This is a genomic window from Marinomonas algicola (genome assembly GCF_014805825.1).
Lineage (GTDB): Bacteria > Pseudomonadota > Gammaproteobacteria > Pseudomonadales > Marinomonadaceae > Marinomonas > Marinomonas algicola.
On the sequence record NZ_CP061941.1, the window covers coordinates 1,017,248 to 1,037,260 of the forward strand.

Here is a 20,013-nt window from a genome sequence, read left to right on the forward strand (position 1 = left end):
CCATTTGAAACACAAGCAAAGCCGCCGTCAAGCACCTAAAAAAATAGCACCCGGTGCAATCACAGATTATTTTGTCGATGGATTAACTCATGAGGCAAAAGGGGTGGCGCGTGTGAACGGTAAAGTGGTTTTTATTGATGGGGCACTTCCTAATGAGCGGGTATCTGCTCAAGTAATTAAACCCGGAAGGCGTTTCGATGAAGCGAAATTGATTTCAATATTAGAACCTGCAATAGATAGAGTGGTGCCAACGTGCTCTCATTATGACAAATGTGGTGGTTGCCGCTTTCAGCACTTATCTTACCCGTCACAAATTGAGTCAAAAAAAACGTGGTTAAATAGTCAGCTAAGAAACATTCCTCCAACATATAGCCTGACGGCTTTACAAGGATCTGAGTTTGGTTATCGCCGACGTGCTAGGCTGTCACTTCGAGTGAAAGGGGCGTCTATCGAATTAGGGTTTAGAGAAAAATCGTCTTCCAGTATTGTTGATATAAAACAATGCCCTGTTTTAACATTTTCATTAGAATCATTAATTGTTCCTTTAAATCGCTTTATTAAATCTTCTGAAGAGGTCGTAAAAATTGGCCATATAGAGCTTTTGGAAGACGATGTTGGCGTCAGTGTTATTATTCGGCTCACGTCAAAGTTAGACCCCATGATAAAAGATCGTTGGCACGCTTTTGCAGATGACTATAATTTATCTTTATACTGGCAAGAACCCGCTGAAAGTAAAGCGGTACTTAATGTTGAAGAACTGAGGCGCTATACTGTTGCAAGTACTGTTATTGAGTTTCATCCTCAGGACTTCATTCAAGTGAATGCTGAAATGAATCAAAAGATGGTTTCCCAAGCCGTGTCTTGGTTAGATCTTTCTGCTCAAGATGTTGTGCTTGACCTATTTTGTGGTACCGGTAATTTTAGTTTTGCCTTGGCAAGAAAGGCAAAAGCCGTTGTCGGTATAGAACTTTTGCCAAGTATGGTTGAAAACGCACAACGTAACCAACATTTAAATAGATTAGATAATGTGAGTTTTATTGCAGCAGACTTAACTAAAGCAGAATCCGCTGCAGATATCCCTAAGGGAATTACGAAAGTATTTTTAGATCCACCGAGAGCCGGAGCGTTTGAGTTTTTACCAAATATAATAAACTTAAAACCCGATAAAATTTTGTATGTTTCTTGCAACGCTTCCACGTTAGCCAGAGATGCAGAATTTTTAGTGGCAAATGGATATCAAGTGGAGAAGGTCTCTTTGATGGAAATGTTTCCTCAAACGGCCCATGTTGAGACCATGATGCTGTTGCAAAAGAGCAGTAAGCAAAAAAGGTAATGAAATGGTTACAGTTCGTAAAGATCATCCAATACTAGAAGATGGGTCTGTTGATATTGATCTTTGGATGGATCAATTCGGTGACAATATTGATGCAAGCTCTCGCATTCCTCTCAGAATGGCGTGCGAGATTGCTCGTCAATCAGAGCAACAATCCAATAAACCTTCCTACTGGGGGGCGCAAGCGAGTACTTTTCGTGCGGGCTTGGAGATGGTCGAGATTCTCTCAGGTTTTCGTGCAGATCAAGACTCCTTGGTGGCGGCCGCGCTGTATCGCGTTGTTAGAGAAGATCAGTTGCCTATTCAAAAGGTTGTTGATGTTTTTGGTCGACGAGTGGCGTCTTTAGTCGAAGGCGTGATTCGCATGGGTGAAGTATCGAAAAACCTATCAGCGGATACCGCGGCTGAAGTACTGGGTAGCCACGAAAATCAGTTGGAATCATTAAGGAAGATGTTGGTTTCCATTATTGATGATGTACGAGTGGTGCTGATTAAATTAGCAGAAAGAGCTTGCGCAATTAAAGAAGCGAAGCACCAAGATGAAGCAAGAAAAGTGACTATTGCACTAGAAGTGCAAAGTGTTTATGCCCCATTAGCACATAGGCTTGGTATTGGCCATATTAAATGGGAGCTTGAAGATCTTTCATTTCGATATTTATACCCTGATGATTATAAACGCATTGCACGCTTATTAGATGAAAAGAGATTAGACAGACAGCATTTTATTGATGATGTGATTGATCTATTAAAAGCGCGCTTAGGGGATATTGATATTAATGCTGACTTGATGGGTAGAGCAAAGCATATCTACAGCATATGGCGCAAAATGCAGCGAAAAAATATTGATTTTGACGAAGTGTATGACGTAAGAGCGGTTAGAATATTAGTTGATGAAACCATGGAATGTTATGGCGTTTTAGGCGTGGTACATAATCTATGGAAGCCGATTCCTCATGAATTTGATGATTACATTAGTAACCCTAAAACAAATGGCTATCAATCACTTCATACGGCTGTGGTTGGACCTCAAGGTCGTATTTTTGAAATTCAAATTCGTACTCACAAAATGCATGAAGATGCGGAATTAGGAGTATGCGCTCATTGGAAATACAAAGGCACAGATTTATCTTCAAACAGCTCTAGCTACGAAGATAAGCTTGCGTGGTTGAGAACCATTTTAGATTTTCATGAAGAGCAAGGGGATAATGAGTCTTTATCGGATCAAATAAACAATGAGATAGAGCAAGATCGCATTTATGTTTTTACTCCAGAAGGGCATGTGGTTGATTTACCTGTAAATTCGACAGCCGTTGATTTTGCTTACCGTGTGCATACTGAGATTGGGCACCGTTGTCGTGGTGCTAAAGTGAATGGTCGAATTATTTCTTTGGTGACTAGCTTAAAAACGGGCGATAAAGTTGAAATTTTGACCGCCAAAGAAGGTCAACCTAGTCGAGATTGGCTGCACCCATCGTTAGGCTATGTTCAAACGTCTAAGGCCAGAGCTAAGATTCAAAATTGGTTTCGTAAAGAATCAAAAGAGCAACATATACCGGCAGGTAAGCAGCTATTAGATAAGCAGCTTAAACGTTTAGGCATGAATGAAACGGCCATTGATTTTGATCGTATTGCTCAAAAATGCAATTATGCCTCGCCGGATGATGTTTTTTCTGCATTGGGTTCAGGAGATATTCAGTTAACCCGAGTTCTGCATGTTCTAGAAGATATTTATGGTTTAGATGGGAAAGAGAAAGAACGTCCGATTCGACTTAAAAAGAGTTCTCATCGGAGCTTCCATAATGATGTTAAAATCCAAGGGGTAGGTCATCTTCTAACCAATATGGCCCGTTGCTGTTCACCTGTACCTGGGGATTTTATTGTTGGTTATATCACGTTAGGTAGAGGGGTCTCAATACACCGTCAAGATTGTTTGAATGCAATCCAGCATAGTTTAGATGAGCCTGAAAGAATTGTAGAAGTGAGTTGGGGTGAAGAGGTAGAAAACCTTTTCCCTGTTAGCATTCAAGTTGAAGCCTACGATAGAACTGGCTTGTTAAATGATATCACCAGTTTATTAGCAAATGAGAAAACTAATTTATTGTCTATGAATACCCTGTCGACGAAAGAGAGCCATTCGGCGCTAATACGTTTTACTATTGAAATTGATCAATTAAGTGCGCTGAGTCGTTTATTACATAGAATTAATCAATTACCTAATGTGAGTAACGTTTTTAGGGAGAGAGAGTATTGAGTTCTTCATTAGATGAGATGTTGTATTTGATGCAATGCTTGAGAGACCCTAATAACGGTTGCCCTTGGGATCAGCAGCAAGTTTTTTCATCAATTGTGCCTCATACCATTGAAGAAACGTATGAAGTGGCTGATGCAATTGCCCGTGATGATATGAAGAATTTAAAAGAAGAACTTGGTGATCTTCTTTTTCAAATTATATTTTACTGTCAAATGGCGAATGAAAAGCGGCTTTTTGACTTTAATGATGTGATTAAAGGTTTGCAGAATAAAATGCTCCGTAGGCATCCTCATGTTTTTCCTGATGGTTCCCTTCAGAGTTTTGGAAAGGCTTCGGGCCTTACTGAAGATGAATTGAAAGGACAGTGGGATGCGATTAAAGCACAAGAAAAAGCACTCTCCTCAGATGCTCAGAGTCAGGGTGTGTTAGACAGTGTATCGAGAGGCCTACCACCGATTATTCAATCGACAAAGATCCAGAAAAAAGCGGCAAAACTCGGGTTTGATTGGAACCATACCGCTCCAGTGTTTAGTAAAATACGCGAAGAGCTGGATGAACTTGAAGAGGCGATTAATACCTTAGATCAAGATCAAATGAGTAGTGAGTTTGGTGATGTCTTGTTCGCCATGACAAACCTTGGGCGTCATTTGAACTTGGATCCCGAAAAATCTCTGTCAAAAACAAATGAAAAGTTTCGTCGGCGTTTTTCTTATATAGAAAAAAGTGTAAGTCGACAGCGCTTAGATATGTCATCTTGTTCATTAGAAACGTTAGATGAGTTTTGGAATGAGGCAAAACGAAAAGGTTTATAGCTTTTCTATATAAAAGCTGAAGTAAGCGAGAATGTTTATCTCTGAGAGTCATCCTGATATATTTTCTTGTTAAAATCATCGGTTGAATGCGTTTTAGGTTATGTGCTTTTTTAGACGCATAACTTTACCTGGAAAAAGGAGAGGATAAATTGAGCGATCGTCAGGCGTCATTGCGAGAAAATGTCAGGTTGTTAGGTGATTGTCTTGGTGAGACAATGAGCAATCATTTAGGTGAAGATTTTCTAGAAAAAGTAGAAAATATTCGCTTATTATCCAAAGACGGTCGTCAATCAGGAGACCCTACTGCGCTGATAGACGCTCTAGAAGCGTTGGATGATGACGATATCGTGCCAGTTGCAAGAGCATTTAATCAATTCCTAAATCTATCAAATATTGCTGAGCAATATCATCGAGTTCATAGAAGACGAACCAACGAGAGTCTAGGTGTTTATCAAAACCCTATTGGAGATTTACTTAAACGATTAAAGGGGAAGTCATTATCCCCAGATAAAATCATGGAGGCGCTGGGGGGACAAACAATAGATTTAGTTTTAACCGCTCACCCAACAGAAGTAGTACGACGTTCTTTAATTCGTAAATATGACAATATTTCCACTGAACTTGAATTACTTGATAAAGACAATATCCTCCCGTTAGAAGAAACAATCCATATTCGTCGATTGAATGAGATTATTACGCAAGCGTGGCATACGGATGAGATTAGAGAACAACGCCCTACACCTGTAGACGAAGCGAAATGGGGTTTTGCGGTTATTGAACAATCTTTATGGCATGCTGTACCTCGTTTTTTTAGGCAGTTGCAAGAGCAATTTGATGATGTGCTCGATATCAATTCTATTCCTTTGGATATGGCCCCCATCCGGTTTTCAACATGGATGGGAGGAGATAGAGATGGTAATCCTAATGTGACTCATAAAGTGACTGAGGAAGTCACTTTGTTGGCCCGCTGGATGGCGGCTGATTTATACATTAAAGATTTAAATGTTTTACGCTCTGAATTTTCTATGACGCAATGTAATCAAGCTTTACGAGACAGGGTGGGGGAAAGTGCTCAGCCTTATAGAGAAATTTTACGCGATCTAGAAAATAAAATGTTAGCGACTCGTTCATGGGCCAAGGCAAAATTAGATGGTCAAAAAGCATCATCGGATAATATTTTACTGGATAGCAAGCAATTAGTAGACGACCTAACGTTATGTTATCAATCCCTTGTTGATTGTGGCATGAAAGTAATTGCTAATGGTTCATTGTTGGATCTGATTCGTTGTGCTGCAACGTTTGGTGTCACCTTGGTTAAACTTGATATAAGACAAGATGCATCACGGCATATAGAGGCGTTATCCGCTATCACGAGATTCTATGGTGTTGGTGATTATGCTGAATGGGACGAAGCGTCTAGGCAAGCTTTTCTATTAACAGAGCTAAACTCCAAACGTCCATTGCTACCGTTAGAGTGGATGCCTTCTGATGAGGTGCATGAGGTAATAGAAACGTTTAAAATGATCGCTCAAGGTCGATCTAATTCATTTGGTTCATATATTATATCTATGGCAAGCTCTCCATCAGATGTATTAGCTGTGGCTTTATTGCTAAAAGAAACGGGTGTCACTCATCCTATGAAAATCGTGCCTTTGTTTGAAACTTTGGCCGATTTAGACAACGCTGAACCGATTATAGAGCAGTTATTCTCAATGCCTTGGTATAAAGCGTATATTGACGGCAAGCAAGAAGTGATGATTGGGTATTCTGACTCGGCCAAAGACGCTGGACAAATTGCCGCAACATGGGGGCAATACAGAGCACAAGAAGCATTAACTAAGTTATGTAAAAAACACGGAGTTCACTTAACCTTGTTTCATGGTCGCGGGGGAACCGTCGGTCGCGGTGGCGGCCCAGCTCATGTTGCGATTTTATCTCAACCTCCTGGGTCAGTTAATGGTAGTATACGCGTTACCGAACAAGGTGAAATGATTCGCTTTAAATTTGGCATACCAGACATTGCTGTTCGCTCCTTAGAGCTTTACTGTTCAGCGGTTATGGAAGCGAGCTTAAGTCCGGCCGCCGCACCGAAAGAAGAGTGGCGCGCTATAATGGATGAAATGGCTGAAATCGGGATGAATCAATATCGTGGTATTGTTCGGGGGCATGAAGATTTTGTTCCGTATTTCCGTGCAATAACACCTGAGCAAGAACTGGCTAAGTTACCCTTGGGGTCAAGGCCTGCTCGAAGAAAAATGGATGGTGGCGTTGAGAGTTTACGTGCTATTCCTTGGATTTTTGCTTGGATGCAAATTCGCTTAATGCTACCAGCTTGGCTGGGAGCTGAAAGCGCGCTGTCTCAGGCTATAGAGTCAGGGCATTTGAAAAATTTACAAGAAATGCACAAAGAGTGGCCATTTTTTGGGGCTTACTTAGATATGCTTGATATGGTCCTAGCAAAAGCCGAGCCTGAAATATCCGAATACTATGAAAAAAGGCTTGTCCCAGAAGAGCTGACTAGCTTAGGCTTGTTGCTTCGAAGAAAGTTAAAGCAAGTAAGCGAGTGTGTAAAACAGCTGAAACAACAAGAGCGCTTGATTGAAGACAACAAAACAATCAGGCAATCAATCGATGTCCGTAATCCTTACATTGATCCATTGCATTATTTGCAGGCCGAACTACTGTATAGAAGTCGAAAAACATCCGATAATCGACAGGTGAATAAGGCTTTGATGATTACTATGGCAGGTATTGCTAGTGGGATGCAAAATACGGGATAAGCTTAATTAGTCAATTTATATACTACTAATGTATTAAGTTTGTAGGAAAATAGTGAATATTCTCCTACAAATTTGCATGTTTGATGGTTGCTTGGTTATTCTAGGCGACCATTATTTTTGTTACGAATGGCTCTTTCTTTTACTGGGTAGCATACCGTGTTTTTTTGGCCTGTAAGATGGAAGAAAGATCTGAACCTGTTTTGATTGAAATTTTATTGGAGAATGTTTATGCGAGTGATTTTACTAGGTGCACCAGGTGCTGGTAAGGGGACACAAGCACAATTTATTACTGAAGAGTTTGGTATTCCTCAAATCTCTACAGGCGATATGTTAAGAGCGGCTGTAAAAGCGGGTACTGAATTAGGGTTAAAAGCAAAAGCGGTAATGGATGCTGGTCAGTTAGTATCGGATGACATTATTATCGGTTTAGTAAAAGAACGTTTGCTAGATCAAGACTGCCAAAATGGCGCTTTATTTGATGGCTTTCCTCGCACGATTCCTCAAGCTGATGCATTAAAAGAAGCGGGTGTAGTGATTGATTACGTTGTTGAAATTGATGTCGCTGATGAAGAAATTGTGAAGCGTTTAAGTGGTCGTCGTGTGCATGAGGCTTCCGGTCGTGTTTACCACACAATCTACAACCCACCTAAAGCGGACGGTAAAGACGATCAAACTGGAGATGATTTAGTTCAACGCGTCGATGATACCGAAGAAACAGTGAGAAGTCGTTTGTCTGTTTATCATGATCAAACGGCGCCTCTAATTGGTTACTATAATGAGTGGGCCGATAATGCACCAGCGGAAGCCCCCAAATACATTAAAGTGAGTGGCGTTGGCGATTTAAATGAAATTAAGCAAGGTCTTTTAAACGCATTGAAGGCGTCTTAATTCGATGAGTGTTATTTTATCAGTAGATACCTCAACGCCAGCGTGTTCTGTGGCGTTGAATATTGATGGTGTTGTACTTGAAGATTTTCGTATGGCTCCACGAATGCACAATGACTTGATTTTGCCCATGGTGGATCAAATTTTGTCGCAGGCAGAGTTAACACTGAGTCAAGTGGATGCTATTGCATTTGGAAGAGGACCAGGCTCATTTACTGGTCTTCGAATTGCCGCAGGTGTTGTACAGGGGTTGGCTTACGGTGCTGATTTGCCTGTGATCCCAGTATCGACACTTGAAGCAATGGCACTTGACGCTTACCGAAAATATAAAACAGCGCTTTGGCTCCCCGCTTTAGACGCGAGGATGGGGGAGATATACGTTGCGGGTTATCGTGTATTTGAAGAAGAGGGTATGACCTCTATTGAGGCTTTGCTTCCAGAAAGTGTTGTTAAGCCAGATGCTCTGGATGATTTGAATGACGCATTCAACGGTGTTGGTTCTGGATGGTGTTACAAAGAGGTGCTTCTTACTAAAATACCAACTACACCGAATACTATTGACATTGATATTGCACCTAGAGCGGCCTGCATTGCGGAATTAGCGGGTAAGCTTTTTGCGAAAAACCGAATGGTTCCTGTTTATGAAGCCATGCCAAGCTATTTAAGAGATGAAATTTCTTGGGAAAAGCAGCCTCTAAAAGTTGGTAAACGTTAATCAATGATTTGGTACCACATTGTTTTTTTATCAATTATTCAGGGGGTCACCGAGTTCCTTCCTATTTCGAGTTCGGCCCATCTTATTTTGCCTTCGCAACTGTTAGGATGGCCAGATCAAGGGTTGGCGTTCGATGTGGCCGTGCATGTGGGTACGCTTATTGCGGTAATGAGCTATTTTAGACAGGACATCTTTCGATTAATGAAGGCGTGGTTTTCGTCTGTTTCATCTGCAAAAAGTAGTGATGATAGTAAGTTATCCTGGTTGATTATCGTTTCTACGATTCCAGCCGTACTGATTGGGTTGCTTTTTAATGACTTTATAGAGAGTCATCTCAGGTCTATAGACGTCATTGCCTATACGACAATTGGATTTGGCGTCTTGCTCTGGCTTTCAGATTACTGCTGTTCACAAGAAAAAACTGAATTCGATCTGACTTTTACAAAGGCTGTGTATATTGGGTTTGCGCAAGCTTTGGCGTTGATTCCAGGAACCTCTAGATCAGGCATTACCATTACCGCCGCAAGATCATTAGGTTTAACCCGTGATGCCTCGGCTCGCTTCTCGTTTTTGCTATCGATACCTTTAATTATCGCGGCGGGTTCGTATAAGCTTGTGGAGTTGCTATTATCAGGTGTTGAAATTCATTGGGGCGTAATTTTCTCAGGCGTGGCGCTTTCGGCTCTAAGTGCCTATATTTGTATCTACTGTTTTTTGAAATGGCTTAATCAAATAGGTTTTACCCCTTTTCTATTTTATAGATTGTTACTTGGTGGTATCTTATTAGCTATAAGTTATTTAACGTTATAGGTTGGGATAATGAACATTGGATCGCAATTACCTGTTATCAGTAGCAAACAAAACCCCAGTGCGAATGTATCCTCTTCTAAATCAATACAAACAACTGTTCAACCTACTTCTCAAGCCGTCTCTCCGAGCAGTCAATTAGAGTTTGAGTCCGTATTTGAATCAAGCGAAGCACATTTTTCTCGTGTAGATGGTCTTGATCGGTCTACTCAATATGCTTTAACTATGTATTCTCAGAATCAGTCTTTATTGTTTGAAAACTCAAAAAGTACGTTAGTTGGTGTTGATGTCTTTGCATAAATTGAGTCTTTTATCTGTTGCATTTTTAGAGGAAGTTGACGCACTTGACGCCCAAAAGTTAGCACATGCGCTCGAACTGCCCTGTTTTTATTTAGATTACCCTTTAAAAAAGCACGCTCAATACGAGTATTTATTGCTAGTGTCTGAAGGTTGCATATCGATTGCGAAAACAGGTAAATCGGCGCCGAACCCAGTGAAGGTCGACTTCGTTGCAGGCTCGTCGGCCCATCGCCGCCTTTATGGTGGAGGTAAAGGCCAAGATATTGCCAAAGCGATAGGGCTCAATAAACGTAATAATTTATCGATACTTGATGCAACCGCCGGATTAGGGCGGGATGCGTTTGTCTTAGCATCATTGGGCTGCCATGTTACTTTACTTGAAAGGTGTGCATTTGTAAGAGCTCTTCTCAAGGACGGTTTGGAGAGAGCGGCTTACTCAGATGAGGTCGCTCCTATTGCTGCGCGAATGGATTTACAGGAAGGAGGCATTGAAGCGCAATTAGCCGCTAGCTATGATGTTGTTTATTTGGATCCTATGTACCCCCATGCTGAAAAATCAGCGGCGGCTAAAAAAGAAATGGCTTTTTTCCGAGATTTAATTGGTCATGATGAAGATGCGGATTATTTACTTCCATTGGCTTTAAAGCGAGCTCACTTTCGAGTCGTGGTGAAACGACCAAAAGGAGCGCCTTTTTTAAATAATGAACCGCCTACTTATCAAATTACAGGTAAGTCAGGTCGTTTCGATGTGTATGTTAATAAATCCTTAGAGGGTTAGTCCATTCTCGAATAAGTTTAATAATGTGGAGGCGGCTCGTTTTCACTAATGTTTGATTGTGAACGGTTTGACTCGATCATTTTTACGACTAAACGTAATTTTTCTTCCAATAACATAATTTCTCTTTGTTGCTTTGAAAGTGCGATATTTAGGGTTTCAATCACATCTTCTTGGTATTGCAATTTAAATTCTATGTCATCAATACGGGGATTGTTTTCTGTGGTATTCATATGTGCCATCTGTGTGTTAATCTTAAATTGTAAACAGTTTATATATGCAAGCTAAATACGTATTTTACAAAATGTATAACGAGCAAGCTGTTTATTATAGTGGATGAATAGTGCTTGTATTTTAATTCTATGTATAGTTATTAAGTGATTTTTTATACTTGTACTTATATTGTTTTTATACTACAACAAACGAGTATCCAGTGATCGGATAAGTTTGTTTTTTATTACTAATACTTTTATATAAAAGAGATTTTTTATGACTGAACACCATGACGTTGATCGTAAACCTAAGAATGTATCGCTATTTTCTGCTCGAGCTTTGATTGCTAGCTTCATTATCGCTCTTGTTGCCCCTCTTTTGATGGCTGCCGTTTTGCAGCAAGAATTAGGAGACAACTTCCTTGTGTACTTCGCTTTTACTTTTGTGTCCGCATATCTAGGATCTTTATTGAGCCAAGATGCTAAAGTTGTTGGATCAAGTGCATCGTCCTACTCAGAAAATGATGATGATGAGGAAGAAGACGATGAGAACGATGATCGAGAAGAAGGAACGGTTAAGTGGTTTAATTCCTCAAAAGGTTTTGGCTTTTTGACAAGAGATAATGGCGAAGACGTTTTTGTACATTATCGTGCTATACGAGGCCGCGGTCGTCGATTTTTAATAGAGGGCCAGTTAGTCCGCTTTTATGTCACCGAGGGTGAAAAAGGCAAACAAGCTGAAAATGTTTCGATTCTAAGAAACGCTTAACATTCTACACTGTAATGAGGTTTTTATGACTACGGTTACGCTTAAAGGAAACGCTTTTGAAACGATTGCCGAATTACCCGCCATCGGCTCCAAAGCACCCGCATTTGATTTAGTTAAAGCTGATTTATCAAGCACAACATTATCAGATTTTTCTGGGAAAAAAATTGTTTTAAACATTTTTCCCTCTATTGATACACCTACTTGCGCGACTTCTGTCCGTAAATTTAATCAACAGGCCGTCTCTCTCGATGGCGTCGGTGTTGTCTGTGTGTCTGCTGATTTACCTTTTGCTATCGGTCGCTTTTGTGGTGCTGAAGGGATTGAAAATGTGGTTGCCGCCTCTTCATTCAGAAGTTCGTTTGGGGTTGATTATGGTATTAACTTTGTAACAGGGCCTTTGACTGGGCTATTGTCTCGTTCGATTGTCGTGATTGACGCGAATGGCATTGTTACCTATACCGAACAGGTAAGCGAAACAGCTGATGAACCAAATTACGATGCGGTTCTTGCGCATCTTGCTTAATAAAGTCTTGATGCACTAGTAAAGTGTATTTCAGTTCTTCACAGTAATAGGGTGCTGCTTATTGTGGTACCCTATTATTTTGCTAAGTTATAAAACGTTTACTATACTTTTTACATTATAGAAAATCTAGGACGAGCTTACTTTTGTATCTTAACAAGCTAGTTACCAAGTGTCGGTATACAACAATATGAAAAAAAAGCTGACTATAAAAGTGGCAGGCAAGCTGGCGATAGTGTTGTTATGTGCTTTAGTTGTCGCTACATTTGGTTCCTATATTTTTGCTGATAAAAGAGCGACGAATGAGTATGAGAGTCGGCTAATTACGTTGGATGAGGAATTATCGGTATATGCCGATTTAATCTCAGGGCCGGTATGGGGCTTTGACTATAAGACGGTAGAGAGCATTTTATCTATTCTTATAAGCCAGCCAGATATTATTAATATTGTTGTTCTTGATCATAATGAGCAACAAATAGTCACATTATTATCTAAGGATAAAGGTGCGACTGTATTAATTAGCCATTCTCTGCCCGTGCTTTTTAGCCGGTCTGGTTTCGAGAAGCAAATTGGTCGATTACTTGTTAGTGTAGGTAATGACTCTTTGCTGTCAAAAAGAAAAGAAACCCTCTATGATCTGGTTTCTTTATCAATCGGTATTTTCTTCTTACTTTCGATCGCGTCCTGGTTATTTGTCAAGTTCGTTGTTTCAAGACCATTAAATGCAATTCTTTTAACCATTAACGAGACTACAAAAGACGATCATTTTAGCCGTGTTGATTGCTCTTGTAATGATGAGTTCGGTATTGTAATTGACGGGTACAATAATCTTCAAAAACGCCTTAAAAGCCAACACGATCACCTTATTGAAAGCGGCCGAAGGATCACCACTCTTTATAATACAACACCATCCGTTTTATTCAGCCTGTCGCTTGAGGGTGATATTATTGATGCGAATGATTACTTTATTGACTATTTTGGGTTGTCACGAGAAAAGGCGATTAATCAGCCTTTTATGAATTTTATAGATTCGGATAGTTTTAATATTCATGATGACTTTTTGTCTCCTTTATTAGTAAATCAAGAAGTTCATGAGATATTTATTATGGTCAACAAGGGGGATGATTGTTGCCCTGTGCTATTGGATGCGAAGCTGCATTTTGAGCATGATTCTCAAATAGTTCTCGCTGTGATGACCGATATATCCGGTCTTGTTGCAACCCAAAAAGAATTAGATCATCAAGCCACTCATGATTTGTTAACTGGATTATTGAATCGATTTGGATTTCAAAATCGAGTTGAAAAACGCTTAGTAGATTGTTCAAGTTCAGACGCGTATGCACTAATAATGATTGATCTTGACCACTTTAAATCAATTAATGATATTTTTGGTCATCAAATGGGTGATTCAATTATCAAGATCTTATCTAAGCGAATAATCGAAAACCTTCCTGACGATGCCGTTATTGCTCGATTGGGGGGAGATGAATTTGCCGTTTTGATTAAAGGGCAGATTGGTGGGAGTACTCAAGGTTTTGATGTCTCTTGCTGTTGTCGTCGTATTCTAGCCTGTCTTTCGCAGTCCATTCTTATTGAAAATAGGACGATGAATTTATCCGGTTCGTTAGGGGTATCTTATTACCCTAAGGATGCCTCTTCCGTTAACGAGTTGCTTAGAAATGCAGATATTGCTATGTATAGAGCAAAGCAAATGGGCAGGGGGACAGAGTATGTTTTTGAGCACGCTTTGCAACATGAAATTACTGAGAAAGCGCGTTATGAAGAAATTCTAAGGCGAGCATTAGAAGAAGACTTAGTTATAGTCTTCTATCAGCCGATTATCGACTTAAGCTCTCAAGCTATTGTCGGCGCTGAGGCGTTGGTCAGGCTTAAAGATCCAGACACCGGAAAAATTGTTTTTCCTGATTCATTTATTTCGATAGCTGAAGAAACGGGACTCATCATTCAGCTTGGTGAGAAGGTGTTGCAACAATCTGTTGAAGATATCCAGAAGTTGAGACGCGAATTTAATAATGACTTTTATGTGAGTGTTAATTTTTCAAATAGACAGTTTCAGCAGGATAATTTGGTGACCACAGTTGTTTCCATCTTAGAGGAAAATAATTTACCCCCTGCGTCTTTATTGGTTGAGTTAACGGAAAGCTTATTAATTCAAAATAATTCTCAAAGCCATGATGTCCTTACCGCTTTACATGATCTAGGGTGTAAACTAGCTATTGATGATTTTGGTACGGGTTATTCAGCACTCAGTTATCTAAATCAATTTCCAATCGATATTTTAAAAATTGACCGCTCTTTTATTGCGAATTGCGAGTCTAATTTAACCGATCAGTCTCTTGTTGCTGCGATACTTAACATGAGTAAAGGATTAGGATTAAAGGTGGTGGCCGAAGGTGTTGAAAATGATTTTCAAAAAGCATTTTTACTTTCGAAAGAGTGTCATTTAGGTCAGGGCTATTTATTTAGCCGCCCCGTCCCTTTTGATGATTTTGTTCGTTACATTAAGAATTACTAATTACACATAAATACACTCGATTAGTCGTTGTACTTATGTGTATTTTATAGAGTTTAATCTACCTGAACAGGAATGCTGTTTGTTGTTCTTTCAACGGAATTATCCTGATTTAAATAGACGAGTGCTGGCTTGAATTCCTCTGCTTCTCTTTCGTCCATCTGTCCATAAGCAGCGATAATAATACGATCACCAACCTGAACTCTTCTTGCTGCGGCTCCATTCATAGAAATGGTGCCGGACCCAGCTTCAGCAAGAATGACATAGGTATGGAATCTCTCTCCATTTGAAACGTTGTAGATATCAATTTTTTCAAACTCTCTTAATCCTGCTCGCTTTACAAGATCGCTGTCGATAGCACATGAACCGTCATACCAGAGTTCAGCTTGAGTTACGCATGCCATATGTAGCTTGCCTTTGAGTAACGTTATTTGCATGGATCTTTTTTCTCTATTTTGTGTTGTTATGGAAAATCTATTAATAAGTCATTTATTTCCAGATAAAGGGGCCTTCTTTGAACTGATTTATGCTCCACCATTGGTCTGGGTCAGAGTCATCTTCTTCTTCCCAGCCATTATAATTGCAGCGAACTTCACAATCTAGGTCATGGAATGCTTGCTTTGCACACTCTATATCGTCTTTCCATGGTGTGTCAGGCGAATCAAACCAAACTGAGGTAAACCTTTTTCCTGCGGCTTCTTCAAGGATAACGACTTTTATAGGGGTATGATTATGCTCCACCGTTAGCGATGTGCTGGTACCTTGAGTTATTGGATCATGCACAATGGTAAACTGCTTATCTAGCCAATCTAAAATGGATCTTGTTTTACAAGATAGAAGATAAATTTCTATGTCTGGTTGCATGGTCTATTTTTTATCCTTGCTGTTGATCATGTGATAGATTCGTAAAACACTCATTGATAAGTAGCCTACAAGTGTCCAAATGACACCAATTGAAGAAATAACAATGCCAAAAAGAGCTAAAATTTCTTGTGAATGGGAAGAGGCTAACACCCTATCTGACATGATGAGTATTAAACTGCCGAAAACGAACAATAGTCCACCTTGTATCAGTCTTGCAAAAGCTTTTCTTGGATTATTACCCAATGTCATGGCTAGAGAATGCAATCGGCGTTTTTTTTTCATTGTCTTATTTTGAGGCAAATAAATTGGTGAGAATGCCTTCGTATACTCTCGAAAGTTGATTTAAGCTCTCGGCATCTACTTGTTCATTGATTTGGTGAATTGTTGCATTGATAGGACCAAGTTCAACTACTTGCGTGCCCATTTTTGCAATAAAGCGACCATCAGAAGTGCCTCCAGTCGTGGATAGCTCTGGGGTAATGCTCAACTCAGTCTGAATTGACTTTACCATAGCATCAACTAATTCACCTGGGCGAGTGAGAAATGGTAGCCCATTATAGGTCCATTTTATATCGTAATTAAGGTTATGTTTATCAAGTATGAAAATAACTTTTTCTTTTAATTTGTCGAAATTAAGCTCCGATGAAAAGCGAAAGTTAAATTGCGCAAGTAAAGAGCCCGGGACGATATTGGTTGCCCCTGTGCCAGAGTTTATATTGGAAATTTGGAAACTTGTTGGTGGGAAGAAATCGTTACCATTATCCCAATGCGCATTAGCCAGCTCATCTAATGCTGGAGCGGCTAAGTGTATAGGGTTTATTGCTAGATGCGGGTAAGCTACGTGCCCTTGTTTGCCATGAATGGTTAAATCGCCGCTAAAAGAGCCTCTACGGCCATTTTTGATGATGTCCCCCAATTGGTTTGTGCTTGACGGCTCTCCAACAATGCACCAGTCGACGGTTTCCTTTCTTTCCATTAGAGTATCCACTACGCGAGTTGTTCCGTCAACAAACGGACCTTCCTCATCACTGGTTATCAGAAATGATATTTGGCCTTCGTGGTTTGGGTGTTTCTCAATAAAGTTTTCAACTGCAATGATCATGGAGGCTAAGCTGCCTTTCATGTCGGCCGCGCCACGACCATATAGAATACCGTCAATGATTTTTGGCTCGAATGGCGGCACCTTCCATTGATCTAAAGGACCTGTGGGAACCACATCAGTATGGCCTGCAAAGCAAAGGTTTGGTCCAGAGGTCCCACGTTTAGCATAAAAGTTTTTTACATCGCCAAAAGGCATTTTTTCGACATGAAAACCAATGGCTTCTAGGCGTTTGATCATAAGTTCTTGGCAGCCTGCGTCTTCTGGTGTTACAGAGGGACGAGACATGAGGTCAATTGCGAGATCTAAAGTGGGTGATATCATGGTCATTCTTTACCTTTTTTGCCTATTTGGTTATCGTATCTATTAATCAACCAATGTATAGGGCAATGAAAATGAAATTTGGATTAGTGAGTATTATTTGTATTGGTCTATACGGTTGTGCGGTTCAACCCCAAGGGCAAATATCTCAAAAAAGTGTGTATTACTTGCCATTAGTGCAATCTGATGCTGGCCCTAAAGATCAGCAAAATATTCAAGTTCAGCATATTTCTGATCAACCCAAATACAGTACACCGGTAAAAAATGGCACGCCAGTCACTCATTCTACCTATTCGCCAGTGATCCAATAGCGGTTGCTAAGAGAATATTTTTTGATATTCTTCAGCTTTAAAGCCAAGGATTATATTCTCTTCTTTTACTATTAATGGGCGCTTAATAATAGACGGAGATTCGAGCAGGACTTTTTTGGCTAAAGCATCAGACATACTGTTTTTTTCTTCCTCGCTCAGTTTTCTCCAAGTGGTGCCTCTTTTGTTTGCGAGCGCTTCCCATCCTAACGTGTTAATCCACTGATCAAGAAGCGCTTCATTTAATGCCCCTTTTTTATAATCATGAAATTCATAGGGAATGTCGGATTCCTCTAGCCACTTAAAGGCTTTTTTCATGGTGTCACAGTTTTTTATGCCATAAACTTGAATCATTTTTTCAGCTCCTAAACTGTCTTGTGTAGAACGAAATGTTTTGCTCAACAAAGCAGGTAGCTTTCAAGCTGACTGAAAAGCTACCCATATTTTAGTGTGTACTTAATTAGCGTGTAGGGCTGAATTTAATGCAATGGCGGATTTGTTTGTTTTGCATTCAATTGTGCCTGTAGCTGAATTACGGCGGAACAATAAGTCAGATTGACCTGAAAGTTCGCGCGCTTTCACAACAGTGACAACCTCATTGTTTTCATCAAGAACGGTTACTTTAGAACCGGCTGTAATGTATAGGCCTGATTCCACTGTACAACGATCGCCAATACCAATACCAATACCAGCATTGGCACCAATTAGACATTCGTTGCCCACCGCTATAACGATGTTACCACCACCTGAAAGTGTTCCCATTGTTGAGCAGCCACCACCAAGGTCAGAACCATTGCCGACAACGACACCTGCCGAGATTCGACCCTCAACCATACTCGTACCTAATGTGCCTGCATTAAAGTTCACAAAACCCTCATGCATAACGGTTGTGCCTTCACCAAGATGAGCGCCCAAGCGAATGCGTGCAGCATCGCCAACACGTATGCCAGTTGGAACAACAAAGTTGACCATTTTGGGGAACTTATCCACACTGAATACTTCAATGGTTTTGCCATCCATTCTTGCGTTTAGCTGTCGGTCAGCTAATTCGCGAACATCAATAGGGCCTTCACTGGTCCAGGCGGTATTAATTAATAGCCCAAACATTCCAGATAGATCCGTGCCATGAGGTTTAACTAAGCGATGAGAAATAAGCTGCAGTTTTAGGTAGGCATCGGCAGGGTTGGTAGGGGCGGAATCTTCTGCTAATACGCATAATACAACGGGTTGTGTGGACGCTTTTAAGCGAGACGCTAGCTCGGCTTGTTGGATGTTACCTGCTTTTAATAGCGCCATATGCAGACGATTTAAATCACTTTCATCAAGAATAAGAGTTTCATTACCACCTTTGTAATTTGTGCTTTCGTTTAAGGCGTTAAATGTGTCTGTTTCAGGGTTAATCACCGGAGTAGGGTAGAATACTTCTAACCATTCGCCTTCTTTGTTTTGCGTACCAATACCTAGACCAAAAGAAAAAATGTGATTTGCCATTGCTGTCTCCATAAAATAAAGGGGGAAGTTAAGGTGTTTTGATGTTATTTAGAATAAAGTTTTTAATTCTGTTTACGGCTTCTATGCAGTTTATTTCATCCGCTACCAGAGCCATTCTTACGTGATGTTTGCCAGGATTCACTCCATTGACTGAGCGAGCCAAGTATTGTCCTGGAAGGACCAGTACAGATTCTTGCTGATAAAGTTCTCGGCAAAAAGTTTCATCATCCATATCCGTTTTAGGCCATAGATAAAAAGCGGCTTCTGGGTGGGAAATTGACATTACTGGTGAAAGAATGTCAATTGCCGCCTTGAATTTTTTACGATAAAGATGACGATTTTCTAAAACGTGCTCTTCATCCTGCCACGCTAAAATTGAAGCCGCTTGATGATGGGGTGGCATGGCGCAGCCCTGGTAAGTACGATACAGTAAAAATGCTTTTAGAATATCGGCGTCTCCAGCAACGAAACCAGAACGTAAACCGGGTAAATTCGACCTTTTTGATAATGAATGAAATACTAAGCAATTTTGATAACCTTCATTCCCAAGCTTTTCACAAGCTTCTAATAGGCCAAGTGGCTTCTTAGATTCATCAAAATAAATTTCTGAATAGCACTCGTCTGCAATTAATGTAAAGTTGTACGTTTTGGCTTTTTCTATTAAAAAACCATACTCTTCCAATGACGTCAGACTTCCTGTTGGGTTATTGGGTGAGCATACGAAAACAATTTTGCAGCGTTCCCAAACTGAGTTCGGGACGTCTTTATAGTTTATTTGGTAATTATTGTTAGCATCACAGTTTAGGAAGTGAAGCTCGGCTCCTGCGAGTATGCCAGCACCTTCATAAATCTGATAAAAAGGATTGGGGCTAATAATGAGATCCTTGCCATTACTGTCGATCAGTGTCTGGGTAATAGCAAATAAGGCTTCTCTTGTCCCTGTTACAGGGATAACTTGAGACTTTGGGTCTAACGATGCTAGAGAGAAGCGTGTTTTGCACCATTGAGCGATGGCTTCACTTAGGGCTGGGTCACCTTTCGTTAAAGGGTATTTACTGATGCCGTTTAGATTTTGAGCTAAACAGTCTTTAACGAATTGAGGTGCGGCATGCTGTGGCTCACCAATGGTGAGCTTGATGAGCTCTTTTTCTGGGTGCGGCTTAATATCGGCAAGCAAGTTCGCTAATTTTTCAAAAGGGTAAGGGTGTAAAGATTGAATATGTGGGTTCATGCTTTTC

General features: G+C 40.3%; 21 protein-coding genes. 13 read left to right on the forward strand and 8 right to left on the reverse strand.

Annotation, left to right across the window (positions count from 1 at the left end):
- The first annotated feature begins 4 nt into the window (after positions 1-4).
- From rlmD to IEZ33_RS04605, 9 genes are all read left to right on the forward strand, one after another.
- Entirely contained in the window at positions 5-1,333 is a 1,329-nt protein-coding gene (rlmD, locus tag IEZ33_RS04565) for a 23S rRNA (uracil(1939)-C(5))-methyltransferase RlmD (protein WP_191602526.1), read from the forward strand.
- 4 nt (positions 1,334-1,337) lie between these two features.
- Entirely contained in the window at positions 1,338-3,584 is a 2,247-nt protein-coding gene (gene relA / locus IEZ33_RS04570) for a GTP diphosphokinase (RefSeq protein WP_191602527.1), read from the forward strand.
- Positions 3,581-4,396 (forward strand): nucleoside triphosphate pyrophosphohydrolase, encoded by an 816-nt coding sequence (gene mazG / locus IEZ33_RS04575; RefSeq protein WP_191602528.1) that lies wholly within the window; start codon positions 3,581-3,583, stop codon positions 4,394-4,396. The genes relA and mazG overlap by 4 nt, the downstream gene beginning before the upstream one ends.
- Positions 4,397-4,545: 149 nt before the next feature.
- A complete protein-coding gene (gene ppc / locus IEZ33_RS04580) occupies positions 4,546-7,176 on the forward strand; it encodes a phosphoenolpyruvate carboxylase (RefSeq protein ID WP_191602529.1) in 2,631 nt (876 codons plus the stop codon).
- A 228-nt stretch (positions 7,177-7,404) separates the two neighbouring features.
- The gene (gene adk / locus IEZ33_RS04585; RefSeq protein ID WP_191602530.1) at positions 7,405-8,064 is read left to right on the forward strand and encodes an adenylate kinase; all 660 of its coding nucleotides are present in this window, start codon (positions 7,405-7,407) and stop codon (positions 8,062-8,064) included.
- 4 nt (positions 8,065-8,068) lie between these two features.
- Complete coding sequence (gene tsaB / locus IEZ33_RS04590; protein ID WP_191602531.1) at positions 8,069-8,776, forward strand: tRNA (adenosine(37)-N6)-threonylcarbamoyltransferase complex dimerization subunit type 1 TsaB; 708 nt, start codon at positions 8,069-8,071, stop codon at positions 8,774-8,776.
- A gap of 3 nt (positions 8,777-8,779) precedes the next feature.
- Entirely contained in the window at positions 8,780-9,586 is an 807-nt protein-coding gene (locus IEZ33_RS04595) for an undecaprenyl-diphosphate phosphatase (protein WP_191602532.1), read from the forward strand.
- A 9-nt stretch (positions 9,587-9,595) separates the two neighbouring features.
- Positions 9,596-9,883 (forward strand): hypothetical protein, encoded by a 288-nt coding sequence (locus tag IEZ33_RS04600; protein WP_191602533.1) that lies wholly within the window; start codon positions 9,596-9,598, stop codon positions 9,881-9,883.
- Positions 9,870-10,661 (forward strand): class I SAM-dependent methyltransferase, encoded by a 792-nt coding sequence (locus IEZ33_RS04605; protein WP_191602534.1) that lies wholly within the window; start codon positions 9,870-9,872, stop codon positions 10,659-10,661. The genes IEZ33_RS04600 and IEZ33_RS04605 overlap by 14 nt, the downstream gene beginning before the upstream one ends.
- A 17-nt stretch (positions 10,662-10,678) precedes the next feature.
- Here the strand turns inward: IEZ33_RS04605 and IEZ33_RS04610 are convergent, their stop codons facing one another.
- Entirely contained in the window at positions 10,679-10,891 is a 213-nt protein-coding gene (locus IEZ33_RS04610; RefSeq protein ID WP_191602535.1) for a SlyX family protein, read from the reverse strand.
- 256 nt (positions 10,892-11,147) lie between these two features.
- Here IEZ33_RS04610 and IEZ33_RS20850 point away from each other — a divergent pair, with 256 nt between their 5' ends.
- From IEZ33_RS20850 to IEZ33_RS04625, 3 genes are all read left to right on the forward strand, one after another.
- Entirely contained in the window at positions 11,148-11,639 is a 492-nt protein-coding gene (locus IEZ33_RS20850; RefSeq protein WP_275672800.1) for a cold-shock protein, read from the forward strand.
- A gap of 25 nt (positions 11,640-11,664) precedes the next feature.
- A complete protein-coding gene (tpx, locus tag IEZ33_RS04620; RefSeq protein WP_191602536.1) occupies positions 11,665-12,162 on the forward strand; it encodes a thiol peroxidase in 498 nt (165 codons plus the stop codon).
- 187 nt (positions 12,163-12,349) lie between these two features.
- Positions 12,350-14,695 (forward strand): EAL domain-containing protein, encoded by a 2,346-nt coding sequence (locus IEZ33_RS04625; RefSeq protein ID WP_191602537.1) that lies wholly within the window; start codon positions 12,350-12,352, stop codon positions 14,693-14,695.
- Between the two features lie 53 nt (positions 14,696-14,748).
- Here IEZ33_RS04625 and panD read toward each other — a convergent pair whose 3' ends face one another.
- The 4 genes from panD to dapE are packed head-to-tail and all read right to left on the reverse strand — an operon-like array spanning position 14,749 to position 16,985.
- Positions 14,749-15,129, reverse strand: a complete 381-nt coding sequence (panD, locus tag IEZ33_RS04630) for an aspartate 1-decarboxylase (protein WP_191602538.1) — start codon at positions 15,127-15,129, stop codon at positions 14,749-14,751.
- A gap of 52 nt (positions 15,130-15,181) precedes the next feature.
- Positions 15,182-15,556, reverse strand: a complete 375-nt coding sequence (locus IEZ33_RS04635) for a hypothetical protein (protein WP_191602539.1) — start codon at positions 15,554-15,556, stop codon at positions 15,182-15,184.
- Between the two features lie 3 nt (positions 15,557-15,559).
- Entirely contained in the window at positions 15,560-15,838 is a 279-nt protein-coding gene (locus IEZ33_RS04640; protein WP_191602540.1) for a hypothetical protein, read from the reverse strand.
- Between the two features lie 4 nt (positions 15,839-15,842).
- Entirely contained in the window at positions 15,843-16,985 is a 1,143-nt protein-coding gene (gene dapE / locus IEZ33_RS04645; protein ID WP_191602541.1) for a succinyl-diaminopimelate desuccinylase, read from the reverse strand.
- Positions 16,986-17,050: 65 nt separating this feature from the next.
- Here dapE and IEZ33_RS04650 point away from each other — a divergent pair, with 65 nt between their 5' ends.
- Positions 17,051-17,287: a hypothetical protein gene (locus IEZ33_RS04650; protein WP_191602542.1), complete on the forward strand. Its 237-nt coding sequence runs from the start codon at positions 17,051-17,053 to the stop codon at positions 17,285-17,287.
- A 6-nt stretch (positions 17,288-17,293) separates the two neighbouring features.
- Here IEZ33_RS04650 and IEZ33_RS04655 read toward each other — a convergent pair whose 3' ends face one another.
- The 3 genes from IEZ33_RS04655 to dapC form a co-directional block, all read right to left on the reverse strand.
- Positions 17,294-17,638, reverse strand: a complete 345-nt coding sequence (locus tag IEZ33_RS04655; RefSeq protein ID WP_191602543.1) for an ArsC family reductase — start codon at positions 17,636-17,638, stop codon at positions 17,294-17,296.
- A 102-nt stretch (positions 17,639-17,740) separates the two neighbouring features.
- Entirely contained in the window at positions 17,741-18,775 is a 1,035-nt protein-coding gene (gene dapD / locus IEZ33_RS04660) for a 2,3,4,5-tetrahydropyridine-2,6-dicarboxylate N-succinyltransferase (protein ID WP_191602544.1), read from the reverse strand.
- 28 nt (positions 18,776-18,803) lie between these two features.
- Positions 18,804-20,006 carry a succinyldiaminopimelate transaminase gene (dapC, locus tag IEZ33_RS04665; protein WP_191602545.1) on the reverse strand — a complete coding sequence of 401 codons (1,203 nt, stop codon included), beginning with the start codon at positions 20,004-20,006 and terminating at the stop codon, positions 18,804-18,806.
- Between the last annotated feature and the right edge of the window lie 7 nt (positions 20,007-20,013).